Source organism: Cupriavidus pampae, from assembly GCF_914271485.1.
Lineage (GTDB): Bacteria > Pseudomonadota > Gammaproteobacteria > Burkholderiales > Burkholderiaceae > Cupriavidus > Cupriavidus pampae.
Genome location: NZ_CAJZAG010000003.1, coordinates 528,672 through 549,166, shown reverse-complemented (window position 1 = coordinate 549,166; position 20,495 = coordinate 528,672). Strand labels below are relative to the sequence as shown.

14 protein-coding genes are annotated in these 20,495 nt (G+C 65.5%); 6 read left to right on the top strand and 8 right to left on the bottom strand.

The genetic code is table 11. From position 1 onward, the window contains the following. Positions 1-150: 150 nt before the first annotated feature. The gene (locus LDO41_RS10135; protein WP_223986093.1) at positions 151-3,657 is read left to right on the top strand and encodes a response regulator; all 3,507 of its coding nucleotides are present in this window, start codon (positions 151-153) and stop codon (positions 3,655-3,657) included. Between the two features lie 43 nt (positions 3,658-3,700). Here the strand turns inward: LDO41_RS10135 and LDO41_RS10130 are convergent, their stop codons facing one another. Beyond that, positions 3,701-5,224 (bottom strand): glucan biosynthesis protein G, encoded by a 1,524-nt coding sequence (locus LDO41_RS10130; protein ID WP_223987030.1) that lies wholly within the window; start codon positions 5,222-5,224, stop codon positions 3,701-3,703. A gap of 338 nt (positions 5,225-5,562) precedes the next feature. Here LDO41_RS10130 and bglX point away from each other — a divergent pair, with 338 nt between their 5' ends. The 3 genes from bglX (at position 5,563) to LDO41_RS10115 (ending at position 9,665) form a co-directional block, all read left to right on the top strand. Next, positions 5,563-7,887, top strand: a complete 2,325-nt coding sequence (gene bglX, locus LDO41_RS10125; RefSeq protein WP_223986090.1) for a beta-glucosidase BglX — start codon at positions 5,563-5,565, stop codon at positions 7,885-7,887. Positions 7,888-7,976: 89 nt separating this feature from the next. Next, the gene (locus tag LDO41_RS10120; protein ID WP_223986087.1) at positions 7,977-8,363 is read left to right on the top strand and encodes a hypothetical protein; all 387 of its coding nucleotides are present in this window, start codon (positions 7,977-7,979) and stop codon (positions 8,361-8,363) included. 114 nt (positions 8,364-8,477) lie between these two features. Next, positions 8,478-9,665, top strand: coding sequence for a pyridoxal phosphate-dependent aminotransferase (locus LDO41_RS10115; RefSeq protein ID WP_377742194.1), 1,188 nt, complete (start codon positions 8,478-8,480; stop codon positions 9,663-9,665). 416 nt (positions 9,666-10,081) lie between these two features. Here LDO41_RS10115 and LDO41_RS10110 read toward each other — a convergent pair whose 3' ends face one another. The 5 genes from LDO41_RS10110 to LDO41_RS10090 all read right to left on the bottom strand — a co-directional run bounded on the left by LDO41_RS10110 (position 10,082) and on the right by LDO41_RS10090 (position 15,444). Continuing rightward, a complete protein-coding gene (locus tag LDO41_RS10110; protein WP_223986082.1) occupies positions 10,082-11,557 on the bottom strand; it encodes an efflux transporter outer membrane subunit in 1,476 nt (491 codons plus the stop codon). An 11-nt stretch (positions 11,558-11,568) separates the two neighbouring features. After that, the gene (locus LDO41_RS10105) at positions 11,569-12,708 is read right to left on the bottom strand and encodes an ABC transporter permease (RefSeq protein WP_223986068.1); all 1,140 of its coding nucleotides are present in this window, start codon (positions 12,706-12,708) and stop codon (positions 11,569-11,571) included. Further along, positions 12,705-13,670, bottom strand: coding sequence for an ABC transporter ATP-binding protein (locus LDO41_RS10100; protein WP_223986053.1), 966 nt, complete (start codon positions 13,668-13,670; stop codon positions 12,705-12,707). Before LDO41_RS10100 ends, LDO41_RS10105 begins: the two co-directional genes overlap by 4 nt. Next, positions 13,667-14,578, bottom strand: coding sequence for an HlyD family secretion protein (locus LDO41_RS10095; protein ID WP_223987013.1), 912 nt, complete (start codon positions 14,576-14,578; stop codon positions 13,667-13,669). Before LDO41_RS10095 ends, LDO41_RS10100 begins: the two co-directional genes overlap by 4 nt. Positions 14,579-14,757: 179 nt before the next feature. Next, positions 14,758-15,444 (bottom strand): TetR/AcrR family transcriptional regulator, encoded by a 687-nt coding sequence (locus tag LDO41_RS10090; RefSeq protein ID WP_223986051.1) that lies wholly within the window; start codon positions 15,442-15,444, stop codon positions 14,758-14,760. Positions 15,445-15,657: 213 nt separating this feature from the next. On the opposite strand from LDO41_RS10090, the gene LDO41_RS10085 reads away from it, so the two are divergent. Further along, positions 15,658-17,022 carry a carbohydrate porin gene (locus tag LDO41_RS10085; RefSeq protein ID WP_223986048.1) on the top strand — a complete coding sequence of 455 codons (1,365 nt, stop codon included), beginning with the start codon at positions 15,658-15,660 and terminating at the stop codon, positions 17,020-17,022. Between the two features lie 16 nt (positions 17,023-17,038). Here LDO41_RS10085 and queF read toward each other — a convergent pair whose 3' ends face one another. Next, a complete protein-coding gene (gene queF / locus LDO41_RS10080; protein ID WP_223986036.1) occupies positions 17,039-17,896 on the bottom strand; it encodes an NADPH-dependent 7-cyano-7-deazaguanine reductase QueF in 858 nt (285 codons plus the stop codon). Positions 17,897-17,903: 7 nt separating this feature from the next. Beyond that, a complete protein-coding gene (gene ilvA / locus LDO41_RS10075) occupies positions 17,904-19,445 on the bottom strand; it encodes a threonine ammonia-lyase, biosynthetic (RefSeq protein WP_223986033.1) in 1,542 nt (513 codons plus the stop codon). Positions 19,446-19,684: 239 nt separating this feature from the next. On the opposite strand from ilvA, the gene otsB reads away from it, so the two are divergent. Continuing rightward, positions 19,685-20,473 (top strand): trehalose-phosphatase, encoded by a 789-nt coding sequence (otsB, locus tag LDO41_RS10070; RefSeq protein WP_223986030.1) that lies wholly within the window; start codon positions 19,685-19,687, stop codon positions 20,471-20,473. Positions 20,474-20,495: the final 22 nt, after the last annotated feature.

Sequence of the window (20,495 nt, the reverse complement as noted above, 5' to 3'; positions counted from 1 at the left end):
GTTTCTCTCCCCGAGAAGCGACGCGTCTTTCCCGCGTCGTCCCCTGAGCCGTGCCTTCGGGCACGGCTTTTTTATTGGGCGAATCGCTGAGGTAAGATGCCGCCACCTCAATTGCTTTGGTGCGCGGTTTTTTCCGGCTCCGATCAGAACATGCTCCCCTCGTCAGGTCTCGATGAATTGGCGTTCCGGCGGATCCTGCGGCGCAATATCATGTTGCCGCTCGTGGTCGGAGGGGTTACCGCCGCGATCTTTATCTCGCTCGTGATGTACCTGCTCTCCGCGAATAGCTGGATCGAGCATTCCGAGCGCGTCATCGGCAATACGCAGGAGATCGGCCGGCTGGTCTGGCGCAAGGAAGCGGCGCTGCGCGGCTTTGCGATGACCGGCGAAGATCGATACACGCGCGACTACGACCTCGCGCGCCCGGTGCTGATGGCCGACGTCGACGCGCTGGCCAATCTCGTCGCTGACAACGCGCCTCAGGTGGAACGGCTGCAGCGCATCAAGGCGTGGCAGCAGCAGTGGGACAAGAAGGCCGACGAATTGATCGCGCTGCGCCATGGCGGCAACGACGTGCAGGCCGCATTGCTGGCCGGCCGTGGCGAAGCCGAGCGCGATGCCACCAATCGCGAGCTCGAGGCGTTCCTCGGCATCGAGCAGACGCTGCGGGTCAACCGTGCCGACTCCGGCAGCCAGTTCGCGTTGGTGACGATCATCGGTTCGGTGGTGGCCAGCGTGCTGCTGAGCATTATCGTGGCCTGGCGCGGACGCAACGATCTGGTGCAACTGTCGGGTGCGTACAGCGCGTCGCTGACCGCGCACGAGGAGCAGGCCCGTGTGCGCGCGCATCAGGCGTGGCTGCGCGACGGGCAGGTACGCTTTGGCGCGCAGGTGGTGGGGCAGGACTCACTGGCCCGGCTGGCGCCGGTCGTGCTGGAATTTCTGGCGGATTACCTCGGCGCCGCGGCCGGCACCCTCTATGTACTGGCCAGCCGCAACACGCTGGAGCGCCGCGGCGCGGTCGGTCTGGCCAATGCGGATGCCCTTCCGCAGCGCATTGCGGTCAGCGACACGCTGGTGGGTCGCGCGGTTACTTCGGCACAGGCCCTGCATATCGATGCGGTGCCATCCGATTACTGGGCCGTCACGTCCGCGCTCGGTGCCGCACCGCCCAAGGCGCTGACCGTGGCGCCGATCCGTGCGAACGGCATCGTGATCGGCGCGCTCGAACTGGCGTTTATGGCGCCGCCCGATGCGCGCACCAACGAATTCCTCACGCTGATGAGCGCCTCGATCGGCGACGTTGTGGCCGCGGCGCAGCAGCAGGAGCGACTGCAGGAAGTTCTCGAGGAAACGCAGCAGCTCAACGAGGAATTGCAGAGCCAGCAGGAAGAACTGCGCGTGGCCAACGAGCAACTGGAGCAGCAGACCTCGGCGCTGTCGCAGTCGCGCGCGGTGCTCGCCAACCAGAAGGCCGAACTCGAACAGACCAACGAGCAGCTGTCCGCGCAGGCGCGTGCGCTCGACGAGAAGAACGACGTGCTCACGCGCGTGCAGACCTCGCTCGAGGAGAAGGCTGCCGACCTGGAGCGCGCGAGCCAGTACAAGTCCGAGTTCCTCGCCAATATGTCCCACGAGCTGCGCACGCCGCTGAACAGCTCGCTGATCCTGTCCAAGCTGCTGGCAGACAATAAGTCCGGCAATCTGTCGGGCGAACAGGTGCGCTACGCGCAGACGATTCATTCGGCGGGCAACGATCTGCTGGTGCTGATCAATGACATCCTCGACCTCGCCAAGGTCGAGGCCGGCAAGGTCGAGCTCGTGATCGACACGGTGTCGCTGGAGCAGCTCAACGGCAACCTCGTGCGCACGTTCGATCCGCTCGCGCGCCAGAAGCACCTGACATTCCAGTGCGCGGTGGCGCCCGACGTGCCAGCCACGATCACAACCGATGGTCACCGCCTTGAGCAGGTGCTGAAGAACCTGTTGTCGAACGCGGTGAAGTTCACCGAGAACGGGCAGGTGTCGGTGGCGTGGACCATGGCCGGACCGGGCCGCGTGCGTTGCACGGTCATCGATACCGGCATCGGCATCGCGCCGTCGCAGCACGCGCGCGTGTTCGAGGCCTTCCATCAGGCCGATGGCACGACCAGCCGGCAATACGGTGGCACGGGCCTCGGGCTGTCGATTTCGCGTAGCCTGGCCGAATTGCTGGGCGGCGAGATCACGCTGGAGAGCGCGCCAGGGCGGGGTTCGGCGTTCTCGCTGACGCTGCCGGTGGCTTATGTTGCCGATGACGCCACCGATCGCGCGGCGGCGGAGACGGTACGGCCGGTTCAGGCTGCTGCGGACACCGCGCCGCCTTCGCATCCAAAGCCGGCGCTGCACGCCGCGGCTGCCGCTTTGGCTGCCGAGACTTCCGCGCACACCGAAACGCGTATGGTCATCGCCGACGATCGCGACGCGCTGGCTGGAGAGCGACTCGTGCTGGTGATCGAGGACGAGCCGCAGTTCGCGCAGATCCTGCTGGAGACCGCGCACGACATGCAGTACCAGTGCATCGTCTGTGGCACCGGCGGCGATGGCGTCGCGGTGGCGCGCGAGTTTCGGCCGCAGGCGATTCTGCTCGACCTCGGCCTGCCCGATCGTTCCGGGCTGATGGTGCTGCAGGAGCTCAAGGGCGACCCGCGCACGCGTCATATCCCGGTACATGTGGTCTCGGCCACCGACCGCGCCGACACCGCGCTGCATCTTGGCGCGGTGGGGTTTGCGGTCAAGCCGACCTCGCGCGACGATCTCTCCAATATCTTCCGCCGGCTGCAGGAGAAGATCGCGCGGCAGGTCAAGCGCGTGCTGCTGGTGGAGGACGACGCGCGGCAGCGCGACAGCATCGTGCAGCTGATCGGCGACGAGAAGATCGAGATCGTGGCGGTGGAAAGCGGCGAACAGGCGCTGAAGCGGCTGCTGACCGAAGTGTTCGACTGCATGATCGTCGACCTCAAGCTGCCCGACATGCAGGGCAGCGAACTGCTGCGCTCGATGGCGACCACGGAGGCGTGCTCGTTCCCGCCGGTGATCGTCTATACGGGGCGCAACCTGTCTAACGCCGAGGAGCGCGAGCTGCTCAAGTATTCACAGTCGATCATTATCAAGGGCGCGCGTTCGCCGGAGCGCCTGCTCGACGAGGTGACGCTGTTCCTGCATCAGGTGGAGTCGGACCTGCCCGAGGACCGCCGCCATATGCTGCTGGCTGCGCGGGCACGCAGCCGCGAGCTCGAAGGGCGACGCATTCTGGTGGTGGACGATGACGTGCGCAACGTGTTCTCGCTGACGAGCGCGCTCGAACATCAGGGCATGCGCGTGGAGATTGGCCGCAACGGCCATGAGGCACTCGAGATTCTGGCGCGTACGCCGGATATCGATATCGTGCTGATGGACGTGATGATGCCGGGGATGGATGGGCTGGAAGCGATGCGCAGGATTCGCGCGGACCTGAAGCTCAGGAACCTGCCGATCATCGCGGTGACGGCCAAGGCGATGCAGAAAGATCGCCTCGAGTGTCTGGCCGCGGGCGCAAGCGACTATATCGCCAAGCCGGTGGATCTGGACCAGCTGTATTCGCTGCTGCGCGTGTGGGTGCCGAAAGCGATGATCTGATCATCGCCTTCGGTTAAGGATTACTGCGGGGTTACTGCGGGGGTTACTGTGCTTTCGGTGCGGTATCCGGCGGCAGTTGATAGCTCCACGTCTCGGTCAGCGGACGGTTATCCGCGGACACCAGCGCGGCGCGCAGCTCGACCACCTTCTTCGGATCCTTGACCTTGAAGCGCAGGGTCAGGCGCTGGCCCTTGGTCGCGGGATTGACCTGCAGCACGCGTTCAATCAGTTCCGCGTTGTCGCTGAGGCTGACCTGCGGATTGATCTGCGCGCTCGGCGCGAGGTTCGCGAGCGAAGCGCCCTCGAAGTCGATCAGCAGGCCGATGCTGCCATCGAGGTGGCGAATCAGGTTGGCCTGCATGATCTCGCCGGCCGAACGCAGGGTCTGCTTGACCCACGCCACTTCCTTCGGCACCAGTGCGCGCTCGTCCATGGTCCAGTGCATCGTGTAGTTGGCCACCAGCGGCGTGCCCTTGGGCGGCAGCACATCCGGCGTCCAGTACGCGACGATGTTGTCGTTGGTTTCGTCAGGTGTGGGAATCTCGACGAGCTCGACCTTCCCTTTGCCCCAGTCGCCCTCGGGCACGATCCACGCGCTCGGCCGCAGGTCGTAGCGATCCTTGAGGTCTTCGTACGCCGAGAATTCGCGGCCACGCTGCAGCAGGCCGAAGCCACGCGGGTTGTTCACCGTGAACTGGCTGATGGCGAGGTGGCGCGGGTTGTTGAGCGGACGCCAGAGCCATTCGCCGTCGCCGGTATGAATCGACAGACCGTTGGAGTCGTGCAGCGCGGGACGGAAGTTGTTCGGGTCGCGTTGCTGGTTCGGGCCGAACAGGAACATGCTGGTCAGCGGGGCCACGCCGAGCTTGGTCACCTTGTCGCGCATAAACACGCGCGCCTGCACCTTGAGCGTCGCGTCATCGCCGGGCGCGAGCTCAAAGCGATACGCACCGGTGGCGCGCTGCGAGTCGAGCAGCGCGTAGAACACCAGCTTCTTGTCTTGTGGATTGGGTCGCTCGATCCAGAACTCGCGGAAGGCCGGGAACTCCTCGGCAATCGGCAGGCCGGTGTCGATCGCCAGCCCGCGGCTCGACAGGCCATACACCTGGCCCTTGCCGATCACGCGGAAATAACTCGCGCCGAGCACGCTCAGGACTTCGTCGAGCTTGTCGGGGCGGTTGACCGGATACATCACGCGAAAGCCCGCGTAGCCGAGCTTGGCCGTGGCGGAACGATCGAGCTTGAGATCGCCGAAATCGAAGCGCGAGGTGTCGTAGCGAATCTCCTGCACCGTCTTGCCGACGATCTCGTTGATGCGCACCGGCGAGCTGAACTGCATGCCCTGGTGGTAGAAGCCGAGCTTGAACGGTGTGCCGAGGTCCTTCCACTCGAGGTTGTCGACGCGCGGCTGAATCTTGATGTAGTCGGCGAACTGCATCTGCTGGAAGGCCGGGGGCAGATTGTTCGCGGGGGCCGCGTAGGGTTTGTCGGCCAGGCCCTTCGCGCGCGCGGTCACATCGTCGAGCGAGAAGGCGGCCGCGTGACCCCCTTGCAGCAGCGCCAGCATGGCGGCAAGCGCGGGCAGGATGGCACGGGTTCGGGCTCTGGTGCTGACTCCTAAAGTCGCGGCAAAGGCGGCTATCAAGACGGATTCCTCCAGTAAGACACGTTAAAAAATGTTGCCGCAGACGGCTGCGGCGCGAAGTCGCTAGTTTATAGACGGTACACTGCCGGTGCAGTGCATAAAAAGTTACCTTTGCACGATGCGTGCCTGCCAGCGCATGCGAACACTGTAAAAAAGTCCGACAAAGTCGGGCATAAGCCAGCACGGCACGCATTCCGTTGCCAGCGCGGTTCCGATCGCCGTTTCTGCATTCGGCCGCGCCACTTGGGAAAAACAATTAGATGAGACTGTTTACCTCGCTGGCGCTCGCCGCCAGCCTGCTTTGCTCGCCGGGCCTGATCGATGTCGCGGCGGCGGCCTCCGCGGAGAGTCCCGCCGCCACCGGTACGACCCCCGCCGCACGCAATGCGTTCATCGACAACCTGATCGCGCGCATGACGCTCGACGAGAAGATCGGCCAGTTGCGCCTGATCAGCATCGGCTCCGATATGCCGCAGCCGCAGTTGCGCAAGGAGCTCGAAGCCGGCCGTGTGGGTGGCACGTTCAACTCGGTGACGCCATCCGAGAATCGTCCGCTGCAGGAGTCCGCAGTCAAGAGCCGTCTCGGCATTCCAATCTTCTTCGCCTACGACATCGTGCACGGTCATCGCACGATATTTCCCATCAGCCTCGGGGTGGCCTCCACGTGGGACATGGGCGCCGTGGAACGCGTCGCGCGCGTCTCGGCTCTGGAGGCCACCGCCGACGGTATCGACATGACCTTCGCGCCGATGGTCGATATCTCGCGCGATCCGCGTTGGGGCCGCACGTCCGAGGGCTTTGGCGAGGATCCGTTCCTCGTTTCCCAGTCCGCGCGCGCGATGGTCAAGGGATTTCAGGGATCATCGCCCGCAAACCGTGACAGCCTGATGGCCGTGGTCAAGCACTTCGCGCTGTACGGCGCGGTGGAGGGTGGCCGTGACTACAACACGGTAGACATGAGTCCGATGCGAATGTTCCAGGACTATCTGCCACCGTACAAGGCGGCGATCGATGCGGGCGCGGGCGGCGTGATGATCGCGCTCAATTCGATCAACGGGGAGCCGGCTACTTCGAACAAATGGCTGCTGCGCGATCTGCTGCGCAAGCAGTGGGGCTTCAAGGGACTGACCGTCAGCGATCACGGCGCAATCGACGAGCTGATGCGCCATGGCGTGGCGAAGGATGGCCGCGAAGCCGCGCGACTGGCCATTGAGGCGGGCGCGGACATGAGCATGCATGATTCGCTGTACCTCGAGCAATTGCCCGGTCTCGTGAAGTCCGGGGCGGTGCCGGTGAGCGTGGTCGACGAGGCGGTGCGCGAAGTGCTTGGCGCCAAGTACGACCTCGGATTGTTTGCCGATCCGTATCGCCGCATCGGCCGTGCCGCGGACGATCCCGCGGATGTCGAAGCCGATAGCCGCCTGCATCGCGCCGACGCACGCGACGTCGCGCGCCGTTCGCTGGTGCTGCTCGAGAACCGCAACCAGACGCTGCCGCTGAAGAAGGGCGGCACCATCGCTGTGGTCGGTCCGCTGGCCAATGCCCCGATCGATATTCTCGGCAGCTGGTCGGCGGCCGGCAAGTCGAAGCATGCGGTCACGCTGCTGCAGGGCGTGCGCGATGCGCTGGGTGACCGTGGGCGTGTGATCCACGCCCACGGGGCGAACCTGACCGACGATCCGCGCGTGGTCGAGTATCTGAACTTCCTGAACTGGGATACGAAAGAGCTGGTGCAGGATCCGCGTCCGCTCGGCGATATGATCGCCGAGGCCGTGGCCGCCGCGCGCGAGGCCGATGCGGTGGTGGTGGCCGTGGGCGAGTCGCGTGGTATGTCGCACGAAGCGTCGAGCCGTACCACGCTGTCGTTGCCGGGCTCGCAGCAGACCTTGATCAAGGCGCTCAAGTCGACCGGCAAGCCGATCGTGCTGGTGCTGATGAACGGCCGGCCGCTAACGCTGAACTGGGAAAAAGAGAACGCCGACGCGATGCTCGAAACCTGGTACGCGGGCACCGAGGGTGGGCATGCGATTGCCGATGTGCTGTTTGGCGACTACAACCCGTCGGGCCGGCTGCCGGTGTCGTTTCCGCGCTCGATCGGCCAGATTCCGACGTACTACAACCAGCTGCGCATCGGGCGGCCGTTCACGCCGGGCAAGCCCGCGAACTACACCTCGCAGTACTTCGAGGAGGCTTCCGGTCCGCTGTACCCGTTCGGGTATGGCCTCAGCTATACCGATTTCTCGGTGTCGGAGGTCCGGTTGTCGCGGGACACGTTGCGCGCCGGCGAAAGCATCGAGGCCAGCGTGACGGTGAAGAACACCGGCGCGCGCGATGGCGAGGTGGTGCTGCAGCTGTACCTGCAGGACGTGGCCGCGTCGGTCGTGCGTCCGATCAAGGAGCTCAAGGACTTTCGCAAGATTCCGCTGAAAGCTGGCGAGTCGCGTGTGGTGTCGTTCCCGATCGACGAGGACAAGCTCAAGTTCTTCAATGCGAAGCTCGAATACGTGGCCGAGCCGGGCGAGTTCAACGTGCAGATCGGCCTCGATGCCGAGAACGTGCGGCAGAAGGCGTTCGTGCTGCGCTGAGCGCCGTAGCAACAGCCGGGCAGCTTTGGGGGTGAGGGCGTTGCGCGATTGGGCTACCATGGAAGCACGCCCGCCCAGGAGACTGTTCCATGCCCCGCCTCGCTCGCAGTATGGTTGTCGCATCCTTGTTCGTGACCACAAGCGGCTTGTTGATGCAATTGCCGCTGCCGCCGGCGTTTCATCATGCGCAGGCGCGGGCCCAGAGCGCGGGCGACGCCGCCATCAATAATGCGATTTCGAACGCGGTGCGCGAAGGGGAGCCGCAGTTCCGCCCCACGCCGAGCCAGCCGCCGTCGCGCGATGCCGAGTGCAACTCGCTGGCGGCTCAGATCGGCGATTTGCCGCGCCGCAGCTATCGGCCTTCGGGTCAGAGCGTGGAAAACAGCCAGGGCACCGAGATTCCGACCGTCGAGCGCGATCGTACGCGGCGCCAGCTTCAGCGCGTCTACAACGAGAAGTGCGCCGAACACGGCTGACGTGGTTTTTTGGCGGGTGAGGGTGGTACGCTTGGCAGCTGTCATGCATCCGTAGCCCATCGCATTCCCTGCCAAGGAGCCCCGATGTCCGCCGCCCCCGCCCTGTCGTCCACCATGCGGTCCACCATGCGGTCCGCCCCGCTGTCTGCACGGGACGTTGTCCACAACCTGCGCGCGTCGCGCATCCGCGAGGTGGCCAACGCCGGTATCGGTCTGCCGGACGTGTTGCCGTTCTGGTTCGGCGAGTCGGATCAGGTCACGCCCGCGTTTATTCGCGACGCGGCCAGCCGGGCGCTTGCCGACGGCGCCACGTTCTACACCCACAACCTTGGCATTCTCCCGTTGCGCGAGGCGCTGGCCGCGTACGCCACGCGGCTGCACGGCGCGACCGCGGTCGATCACGTGGTGGTGACCAGCGCGGGCGTCAATGCGCTGATGCTTGCCGCGCAGCTCGTGGCCGGCCCCGGCGATCGCGTGGTGGCGGTCACGCCGCTGTGGCCGAACCTGGTCGAGATTCCGCGCATCCTCGGCGCGAACGTGGAGACGGTTTCGCTCGACTATACCGAACAGGGCTGGACGCTCGATGTCGACAAGCTGCTGGCCGCGCTGACGCCGGACACGCGCGCGGTGATGATCAATTCGCCGAACAATCCCACTGGCTGGGTGATGCCACGCGCGGCGCAACAGGTCGTGCTCGACCACTGCCGTCGCCACGGCATCTGGATCATCGCGGACGAGGTCTATGAGCGTCTGTACTACGGCAACGACAGTGGTGCACTGACCGCGCCGTCGTTCCTCGATATCGCCACGCGCGACGAGCGCGTGATCTGCGTGAACTCGTTCTCGAAGGCATGGCTGATGACGGGCTGGCGGCTGGGCTGGATGGTGCTGCCATCCTCGCTGACGGCGGACCTCGGCAAGCTCATCGAATACAACACGTCGTGCGCACCATCGTTTGTGCAGGAGGCGGGCGTGGTCGCGGTACGCGAAGGCGAGTCCTTCACGCAGGACCTGGTCGCCCGCACAAGGCAGGCCCGCGACCATCTGGTCGGCGCACTGTCATCGCTGCCCGGTGTTGACGCCCGCGTGCCCGATGGCGCGATGTATGTGTTCTTCCGCTTCGACGGCGCCACCGACAGCCTCGCGCTATGCAAAACACTGGTCCGCGAAGCCCGCATCGGCCTCGCCCCGGGCAGCGCGTTCGGCGACGAGGGCGAAGGCTTCGTGCGCTGGTGCTACGCGTGCGACGTCGCACGTCTCGACGAAGGCGTCGCGCGGTTACGGCGGTATCTAAGTCGATAGTCGCGAAACCGCTATTGAAAGTAAGCCGCAGTGGATGACCCTGACGTATCAGCCTCGATTGTGGGCGGTAGTGTTGTGCGATTTTGCGGGCATGGTAGTGCCTGAACCCGACGCGGAGGACGCCAGCCGCTCACGCCGATCGTGGCCGAAGCGGATCGTCGGGGAATCATGCGTGGTGTCCGCGCGGCGTTGCGGATGGACGCCTATGACCGGCTGGATCATCTCAAAACGCAACACGATAGCGTGCTGGATTGAATGCGGCTATACTCCGCATGTTCCCGAAAGGGACTGCGAGTCTTCCTCCGCTTCGGCGTCGAGGAAGCCAGGGGCGGCACCGGGCGATGACAAGCCTGCCGCACCTGCAATCCAGGGCGCTTCGGCGCCCTTTGTCTTTTCTGCTTCAGCGCTGTGTCGCCTTACTTGCGGGACAGCGTCACCTCTTCCTGCCACCAGCCACCACCTAACGCCTGCAACAACGCCGTCGTATCCGCCAATCGATTCGTGCGTGCCTGCACGAGATCGAGCGCGGCCTGGCGGGACTGGCGTTCGGCGTCGATGACCGTGAACTGGCTGACGCCGCCCAGGCGGTACTGTTCGGAGACGATCGCCAGCGTGTCGCGGGTCTGGCGTGCGTTGTCGGCGCGGGCCTGTAGCGTGCCGGCGTCGGCGTCGAGCGCGCGCAGCGAGTCGGCGACGTTCTGCAGGCCTTGCAGTACCGCCTGCCGATACGCGGCGAGCGACTGCTCGTAGGCGGCCTCCGCCGCGCGCTTCTTCGCCAGCAATTCGCCGCCGCGGAATACGGGCTGCACCACGCCCGCGGCGAGGCTCCAGATATTGAGGCTGTTGAACAGGTCGCGCGCGCGTGACTCCTGTGTGCCGGCGCTCGCGCTGAGCGTGATCTGCGGATACAGGTTCGCGGTGGCCACGCCGATATTGGCGGAAGCCTCGTGCAGCAACGCTTCCGCGGCGCGAATATCGGGGCGGCGCCGCGCGAGGGTCGCCGGCAGGCTCACCGGCAATGTCTCGGGCAGATGCAGGTCGTCGAGCCAGAACTCCGGCAACTGCGCGTTGCCGGGCGATTGGCCGGTGTAGACCGCAAGCTGATGCCGTGCGGCGTCGACCTGCTGCGACAGGCCGGGGATCAGCGCCTGCGTCTGCGCAAGCTCGGCGCGCTGGCGTTGCACATCCACGCGTGCCACACCGCCCGCCTTGAAGCGGTCGTCCATGATGCCAAGCTGCCGCTGCTGCGCCTCCGCCAGCGCGACCGTATCGGCCAGTTGCGCGCGCAGGCCCGCTTCGCGGATCGCGGTAGTGGCGACATTGGCGGCGAGCGAGAGCCGCGCGGCCTCGAACTCGTAGCGCTGGTAATCCACTACGGCGCGCAGTCCTTCCAGCTCGCGCCGCTGCCCGCCGAACAGATCGAGCACATAGGAGACCTGCACCGACGCGCCGTACAGCGTGAACGGTCCCGGGTTCGGAATGGCATTGATACCGAGCGACTTGATGTCGTATTGCTGGCGCATCGCATTGAACTTCGCATCGACGCTCGGATACTGCGTCGCGCCCGTGCGCGCGGTCAGTGTTTCCTGCGCCTCGCGCAACCGCGCGCTGGCCTGCGCGAGCGTGGGACTGTGGTCGAGCGCGCGGCGGATCGTCTCGTCGAGCGCGGGGTTCTGGAACAGCGTCCACCATTGCGTCGGCACATCGCCCTCGACAAACGTCTGCGCCTGACCCTGCGCGATCTCGGTGGCCACCGTACGCTGCGGCTGCGGTCCGGTGGTATAGCGTGCATCGGTGGTCGCGTCCGGCGCGCGGAAGTCCGGACCCACCGCGCAGCCAGCCACGCCGGCCATCACGGCAAGCGCCGTGCATGAGAAAAGGATTGCTCGCATCGCGGCCTCCATCAGTCCAGCGTGCGCTTGTAGAAGCGCACCGCGATTGTCATCACGACGACCGTGAAGATCGCCATCGGCCAAACGTTCGGCCACAGTTCGGTCCAGCCATTGCCCTTGAGCAGAATGCCGCGGATCAGCCGGTTGAAATACGTCATCGGCAGCACGTTACCGATCCATTGCGCCCACTTCGGCATGCCGACGAACGGGAACATAAAGCCCGACAGCAGGATGTTGGGCAGAAAGTAGAAGAACGTGAGTTGCACGGCCTGCAACTGGTTCTTCGCGAGCGAGGACAGCGTGATGCCGACGGTGAGATTGGCGGCGATAAACAGCAGCGCCGCGAGGTAGACCGCGATGATCGAACCCAGAAACGGCACCGCGAATACCCAGTACGCGGCGGCCAGGATGATCGTCGACTGGATCAGGCCGATAAAGATATACGGCACGATCTTGCCCGAGATCACCTCCACTGGCTGCACGGGCGTGGCGAGCAGATTCTCCATCGTGCCGCGCTCGCGTTCGCGCGTCATCGCGAGGCCGGTCATCATCACCATCGTCATGGTCAGGATCACGCCCATCAGGCCCGGCACGATGTTGTACTGCGTGATGCCCTCGGGGTTGTACAGGCGCTGCACATCGACATCGAACGCGGACTTGCCGCCGGCCAGCGGCGCAAGCGCACCCTTGAGGTCCATACGCGCGACGCTGTCCGGCAGACTCGCCAGCGCGCCGATCGCGGGACCGGTCGCGGACGGGTCAGTGGCATCCGCCTCCATCAGCAGCGCAGGCCGCTCGCCGCGCAGCAGCTTGCGCGAGAAGTCCGTGGGAATCGTCAGCACGAACTGCACGTCGCCACGCATCAGCGCTTCGCGGCCAGCCTGCTCGTTGGGCAGCGTGCCGACGACCTTGAAGTACGTGGTGTTCTCCAGCGCCGCGATAAACGAGCGCGTGAAGTCGCTTTGATCGGCGCTGATGATCGCGGTCGGCATATGACGCGGATCGCTGTTGATCGCGAAGCCGAACAGCATCAGCTGGATGATCGGCAGACCCACGATCATGCCAAACGTCACGCGGTCCCGCCGTAGTTGCAGGAACTCCTTCAGTACGATGCTCCACCAGCGCTGGAACGAGAACCTCGGCGACGTCATGCCCGCTCCTTCTGCTTGATGGCCATGTTGTCCTGCGCGCCGCTCATCATGTGGATGAACACATCTTCGAGGCTGGTCGGCGTCTGTTCGATATGGCGTTTCGGTCCGGCCAGTTGCTTCAGCGTCTCGCCCAGCAACACGCCATCGCGTCCCGTGACATGCAGCGCGGTGCCGAACGCCACCGTCTGCTCGACCCCGGGTTTGCCTTGCAGCGCCGCGGACAGGCCGGCGAGGTCTTCGCCTTCGACACTCCATGTGGTGAGGTGCTGACTATCGACGACTTCCTGCGAAGTGCCCTGCGCCAGCAGCTTGCCGTACGCGATATACGCCAGCTTGTGGCAACGCTCGGCCTCGTCCATATAGTGCGTGCTGACGAGCACCGATATGCCGCGTGCCGCCAGTTGATGCAACTGCTCCCAGAAGTCGCGGCGCGCCTTCGGATCGACGCCCGCGGTCGGCTCGTCGAGCAGCAGCAACCGCGGTTCGTGCAGCAGGCATGCCGCCAGCGCCAGCCGCTGCTTCCATCCGCCCGAGAGCGAGCCCGCGAGCTGCGTCGCGCGCGATTGCAGACCGAGGTCCTCGAGCGCGCGATCGACTGCGTCGCGCCGGTTCGGCATGTCGTACACACGCGCCACGAAGTCGAGGTTCTCGCGAATCGATAGATCTTCCCAGTACGAGAAGCGCTGCGTCATATAGCCGACATTGCGCTTGATCTCGGCGGCATCCTTGAGGATGTCGTAGCCAAGGCAGGTACCGGAGCCCGAGTCGGGTGTCAGCAGCCCGCACATCATGCGGATCGACGTGGTCTTGCCGCTGCCGTTGGGGCCGAGAAAGCCAAAGATCTCGCCGCGCGCGACCTGCATCGACAGGTCGTTCACCACATGCTTGTCGCCGAAATGCTTGTTGAGGCCATGCACGTCGATGGCGAGCGCCGGCGCCTCGTGGGTGGGCGTGGCCATCATGATGCGCGCACCTCCACCGGCTGGCCCGGATGCAGCTTGGGCGCATCGTCGCGCGTGGGGCGCGCCTCGATCAGAAACACCAGCTTGCGGCGCGTCTCGTTGCTGTAGATCACCGGTGGCGTGAACTCGGCCTCGCTGGACACATAGGTGATGGTGGCCGCGACCGGCGCCGCGCAACCGTCGCAGCGGATCTGTACGGCCTGACCGTTCTTGAGCGAGCCAACCACGCCCTCGGGCACGAAGAACCGCACCTTCACATTGCCGGGCGGCAGCATGCGCACCACGGGGCTACCGGCCGGCACCCATTCGCCATTGCGGAACGGCGTGTCATAGACGAGCCCGGCCGCGGTGGCCGCCACGGCCTTGCGCGACAGCTTCCATTCCGCCTGCGCCAGCGCGGCGCGCGCGGCCTGCACCTGCGCGGCCTGTGCCGCCAGTTGCGCGGTGCGTCCCGGCAGGCGCGCGACCTCGACGTCGCGCTGCATCTCGCGCACGCGCGCGGCATCGGACTCGGCCGTGGCCCGGCTTTCGTCGAGCTGCGCACGCGAGATGCCGCCGATCTCGAACTGCACCTCGTCGCGCTTGCGCTGAGCCGCGCTGCGCGTGGCCTGAGCCTGCGCCTGCACCAGCTGCGCCTGGTTCACCGCTACCTCCACCGGCCGCTTGCCGGTCTGCATGTCGGTCAACTGCGCCTCCGCCACACGCACCTGTTCGGCGGCCTGATCGCGCGCGGCGCGCTCGTCGTCGGACTCGAGAACGAACAGTGGGGCGCCGCTGGCCACCTGCTGACCGCGTTCCACCGCCAGACGATCGAGGCGGCCCGCGAACGGCGAGGCGACGGCGACGAACTCACCCTCGACGTAGCCCTGCCAGCCGGCGGGCGCGTCATTTGCGCAGCCGCCCAGCATCGTGCCAAGCGCCAGCGCCGTGCCGAGCACGAGCGCGGCGGCGGAAAGGTGCGATGGGTGCGATGGGTGCGATGGGTGCGATGGGTGCGGCCGAGAGGCCGCGCGGGTGTGGACGGAGAAGAAGGGCATCGGACGGGCTCCGTGTAGGTCTGAGTAGGCGAGTGCGGGGCAGGTTGGCGTCAGGCAGGCGCGAGGCCGCGCGCGAGCAGCGCGCCGACATGGCGCACGAGGGTGTCGGTGTCGATCGTCTCCGCACCGGGCAGGCTGCGCCAGATATGCGTGGTGGCCAGCGGCAGCAGCGTGAGGCCGATCAGCGAGACCATGACCAGCGCGGGCTCGAGCCCGGGGTTGAGCTCGCCGCGCGCGCGGGCGGCGGCCAGCACGCCGGTCACCAGCGCGCCACGGCGCAGCGCGATCCGCTGCACCACCCGCTCGCGCAGCAGCCCATCGGCGCCGACGATCTCGCGAATCCACAGGCCCGGGAACCACGGGGTGGCGGCGGCCACGCGAATCAGCTGCCCGGCCAGGCCGGTCATCATCGCGACCACGTCCGGGGCGGGCTCGCCCGGTGCCACGGTCGGCGGCATCGATGGAAACACCCGATCGACCAGCGGCTGCACCCGTTCATCGACCACCGCATCGAGCAACTGATCACGGTCGCGAAAGTAGTAGTGGACGAGCGCGGGCGTCACGCCCGCTTCGGCGGCGATGGCCTTGATCGGTGTGCCGGCCACGCCATGCCGCGAGAACAGCAGCGTGGCGGCATCGAGCAGCAGATCGCGCTGGCCGGCGCTGTCGGCCTCCCCGGCGTTGGCCGAGGGCCGGCCGGGACGGCGCGCGCGTGTGACGTTCGGTTTGGTTGCCATCGTGCATTCCTGAAATCTCGAACCATATTAATTTTCGAGTTAATTAATTCCAAGGATCGTTACAATGTCGGCGAAACGACATGCGCGAACGTTGAAGGGACGACGATGGACTTGTCATATGCGCTTGGCTAAGCTGAGTTGCCAGCCGCATGACACCACCTAAATCTCGCACGACGCGCCTCACGCAAGGCGCGCGGCAATCTCTGCTTGCACATGTCCTTGTTTCGCTTTGCCGTGGCCGCGCTGCTGATGCTGGCCGCTCATGCCGTCGTGTCCGCACAGGAGCTGCCATCCGCAGCGCCCGGTGCAGGTGCGCCCGATGCCAGCACCGCCGACACCGAAAGCCCGTTCGCGTTCCACGGCCAGGCCACCTACATCTGGCAACGCAAGCCCGCATTCAATGCCGCGTACTCGGGCGATAACAGCCTGACCGACCAGCGCGCCAAGAGCTATTCGTTCACCAGTACGCTCGACCTGGGCCTGCGGCTCTGGCGGGGCGCGGAATTCCACTTCAATCCCGAGGTGGCGCAGGGCGTGCCGTTCTCCGACCTGCATGGCCTCGGCGGCTTCTCCAATGGCGAGCTGGCCAAGACGGCCAGCACGACCCCCAAGTTCTACCGCGCGCGCGCGTTCGTGCGGCAGGTCTGGGGCATGGGCGGCGGCGAGGAAACGCTCGAGGCGGACTTCAACCAGTTCGCGCGCACGGTGGACAAGCAGCGCGTGGTGCTGACCGCCGGCAACTTCGGCGTGATCGACGTGTTCGACCAGAATCCGTACGGCTCGGACCCGCGCACGCAGTTCATGAACTGGTCGTTCCTCACGCATGGCTCGTTCGACTATCCGGCCGATTCGCGCGGCTACAACTGGGGCGCGGCGCTCGAGTACATCGGCGATGGCTGGTCGGCCCGCTACGGCCGCTTCCTGCTGCCGATCGAGTCCAACGGGCGCGAGCTCGACACGCGCCTGTTCGAACACTATGGCGATGTGGTCGAACTGGAGAAGCGCTACGAGATTGCGGGACGGCCAGGCCAGGCGCGCCTGCTGCTATGGCGCAACAAGGCGCGCATGGGATCGTTCACGGACGCCATCGCGCTTGGGCAGGCCAATGGCGTGACGCCAGACGTCGCCGACGTGCGCCGCGAGCATGCCAAGGTTGGGGTGGGGGTGGCGTTCCTGCAGGAGGTCAACGACTCGCTGGGCGTGTTCCTGCGCGCGAACTGGTCCGACGACAAGACCGAGACCTACGCGTTCACGGAGATCGGCCGGCAGGTCGCGCTCGGCGGCACGCTCAAGGGCCACGCATGGGGACGGGCGAAAGACGAGGTGGGGGTGGCGCTGGCGGCCAACATGCTGGGGCCGCACCATCGCGCGTATCTGGCCGCCGGCGGGCTCGGCGCGTTTCTTGGCGACGGCGCGCTGCGCTACGGTCCCGAGCAGATATTCGAGATCTACTACAGCTTTGCGGTATGGAAGACGCTGAGCCTGTCGCCGGACTTCCAGTACATCCGCAATCCCGGCTATAACCGGGACCGCGGGCCGGCGAAGTTCTTTGGTATCCGCGCGCACGCGGAGTTTTGATGGCTACCGGCGTGCCCTATTGACGAGCATTCCGACGATTGTCGGGCCAGGGCGTGTTGAAGTTGGTGCGGAACGGATTGATATCGAGCCCGCCGCGGCGCGTATAGCGCGCGTACACGGCCAGCTTGACCGGCTTGCACTGGCGCAGGACGTCCGTGAAGATCCGCTCGACGCACTGCTCGTGAAACTCGTTGTGGTTGCGGAACGAGATCAGGTACTTGAGCAAACCTTCCTGATCGATCGGCGCGCCCACATACTGAATCTGCACGCTGCCCCAGTCCGGCTGGCCCGTCACGAGGCAGTTGGACTTCAGCAGATGCGAGACCAGTGCTTCTTCCACCGGCGTTTCGTCCTGCTCGGCCGATAGCAGCGACGGATCGGGTTCGTAGATATCGGTCTCGATATCGAGGCGATCGAGCAGCAGGCCGTCGAGCTCGCCCATCTTCTGCTTGCCGAGGTCCGACTCGGTGACCAGCCGCACCTGCACGGTGCCGCCGGTGGCTTCCGACAGGTCGTGATGCAGCAACTGCTGCAGCGCCTCAGGCGACGCGATCTTGCTCTGGTTGAACGAATTCAGATAGAGCTTGAACGACTTCGACTCGACGATATTGGGCGTGTCGGACGGAATGATGAAGTTCGCCAGTGCCACCTGCGGCTTGCCCTTGAGGTTCAGCCACGACAGCTCGTACGCATTCCAGATATCGACGCCGAAGAACGGCAGCGATTTCCCCGCGGGCAGACCGATCTCGGTGCGCTTGGGCTGCCGCGAAATCGGAAACAGCAGCGTCGGGTCGTACTCGTTCTTGTAGGCCGACGGCTTGCCGAGCGGCGAATGTTCCGGCTGATTGTGGGTGTCGCTGTGGGTGTCGCTCATGGTCGGCTTACGATCGTGACAGGAACAGCTTGTAGACGGGATTGTCGGTCTCATCCCAGTGTACGTAACCAAGCGTCGAAAGAAAGTCGCGGAACGCGCGCTTGTCGTTCTTCGGTACCTGGATGCCGACCAGAATGTTCGAGGTGTCGCCGCCCTGATTGCGGTAATGGAACAGGCTGATATTCCAGTTCGGGCTCATGCTCGACAGGAACTTCATCAGCGCGCCCGGGCGCTCGGGGAACTCGAAGCGATACAGCAACTCGTTGTCGGCCTCGGGCGAATGGCCGCCGACCATATAGCGGATGTGCTGCTTGGCGAGTTCGTCGTTCGACAGATCGAGCGTATCGAAACCGTGGCGCCGGAAATTCGCGGCCATCTTGTCGCTTTCCGCACGGCTCGCGATCTGCACACCCACGAAGATATGCGCGGCCTTGCGATCGGCAATGCGGTAGTTGAACTCGGTCACGCTGCGCGTACCGACGATCTCGCAGAAACGGCGGAAGCTGCCGCGCTCTTCGGGAATCGTCACCGCGAACACCGCTTCACGCGCCTCGCCTACCTCGGCCCGCTCGGCCACGAAGCGCAGACGGTCGAAGTTCATATTGGCGCCGCAGGCAATGGCCACGAGATGCTGGCCCTTGAGCTTTTCGCGCGCGGCGTAGGCCTTGAGGCCCGCAATCGCCAGCGCGCCGGCCGGCTCGAGGATCGAGCGCGTGTCCTGGAATACGTCCTTGAGGCCCGCGCAGATCGCGTCGGTATCGACGAGGATGATCTCGTCGACGAGTTCGCGCGTAATGCGGAAGGTCTCCTTGCCCACCAGCTTCACGGCGGTGCCATCGGAGAACAGGCCCACTTCCTTCAATTCCACCCGCTTGCCCGCGTCGACCGAACGCTTCATCGCGTCCGAGTCCGTCGTCTGCACGCCGATGACCTTGATGTCCGGCCGCACGGCCTTGACGTACGCGGCCACGCCCGAGATCAGGCCGCCGCCGCCGATGGCGACGAAAATCGCATGGAGCGGGCCCGGATGCTGGCGCAGGATCTCCATCGCGATCGTGCCCTGACCCGCGATGACCTCCGGATCGTCAAACGGATGGATAAACGTGAGCTTGTGTTTCTTCTCGAGTTCGGCCGCGTGGACATACGCATCGCTGTAGGACTCGCCATGCAGCACGATCTTTACCCATTCGCCGCCACGCTCGCGCACCGCGTCGATCTTGACCTGCGGCGTGGTGGTCGGCATCGCGATGATGGCCTTGCACTGCAGCCGCGCGGCGGACATCGCCACGCCCTGCGCGTGGTTGCCGGCGGAGGCCGCAATCACACCGCGCTTGAGTTCCTCGGGGGTGAGCGACGCCATCTTGTTGTAGGCGCCGCGAATCTTGAACGAGAAGACCGGCTGGGTGTCCTCGCGCTTGAACCACACCGCGTTGCCGGTGCGGGCGGAGAGGTTGTGCGCATAGGTCAGTTCGGTTTCCTGTGCCACGTCATACACCTTGGCGGTCAGGATCTTCTTGAGGTAGTCAGGCTGGGCGGACGGGCGGGTCATGAGGGGCGGGCAGCTAAGCGCACGTGGCACTGCAAAAAAAGCCGGAAAAATCGGCGGAAACCGCCAATGATAATGGATGGCGCCCATCTTCCGCCTTCCTGCCGTCTTTTGCCGCGTGCTTCGCGCGCACGGTATCGCGGAAGGGAAGGTGAGTCGGGCGTCACTGGCCGCCCATGTGGCGATTTGTAGGACAGCGCCCGGTGGCGGCCCGTCATGCCTCCGTGCTACGGTTTAACGCGATGTCTCCGCTACCTCTGATCGAACCCGATACAGCGCTGTTCCTCGACTTCGACGGCACGCTGGCCGACCTCGCCCCACGCCCCGAACTGGTGCGCGTGGAGCCCGAACTGGTCGCCACGTTGCATACGTTGTATCGATGGCTGGACGGCGCGCTCGCCATCGTCTCGGGCCGGCCTGTGGCCGAGCTCGACCACTTCCTGCAGCCCTTGCGCCTGCCCGCGGCTGGCGTGCACGGGGCCGAATTCCGCAATATCGGCGAACACCTGATTACGCCGCCATCGCCCGACATCAGCATGCTGATGCCGCGGCTGGAGGCGCTCGTGCGTAAGCACCCCGGGCTGCGGCTCGAGGACAAGACCATTGCCGTGGCCATCCATTACCGGCAGGCGCCCGAGCTGGAACCGCTCGTGCGGGCCGCGGTGGCGGATGTGCTGCGCGACGCGGCGGGCCTCGAGGCGCTGCCCGGCAAGATGGTCGTCGAGATCAAGCCGGCCGGTGTGGACAAGGGTGGGGCGATCGCCTCGTTCATGCGCATGCCACCGTTCGCGGGACGCCGCCCGGTGTTTGCCGGCGACGACGTCACCGATGAAGCGGGCTTTGCTGTCGTCAATGAACTGGGCGGCACCGGCGTGCTCGTGGGCCAGCGCGCGAGCGCGGCCAGCGTGAGCGTCAGCGGCCCGGACGCGCTGCGCAGCTGGCTGCATCAGTCGGCGCAGGCCTCGTCAGTGGCACACGAGGCCGACACTGGTTCCAACCCCGCTGGTAATAACCCTTCACACCGACTCTAAGGGAGGATTCGCTGTGAGCCAT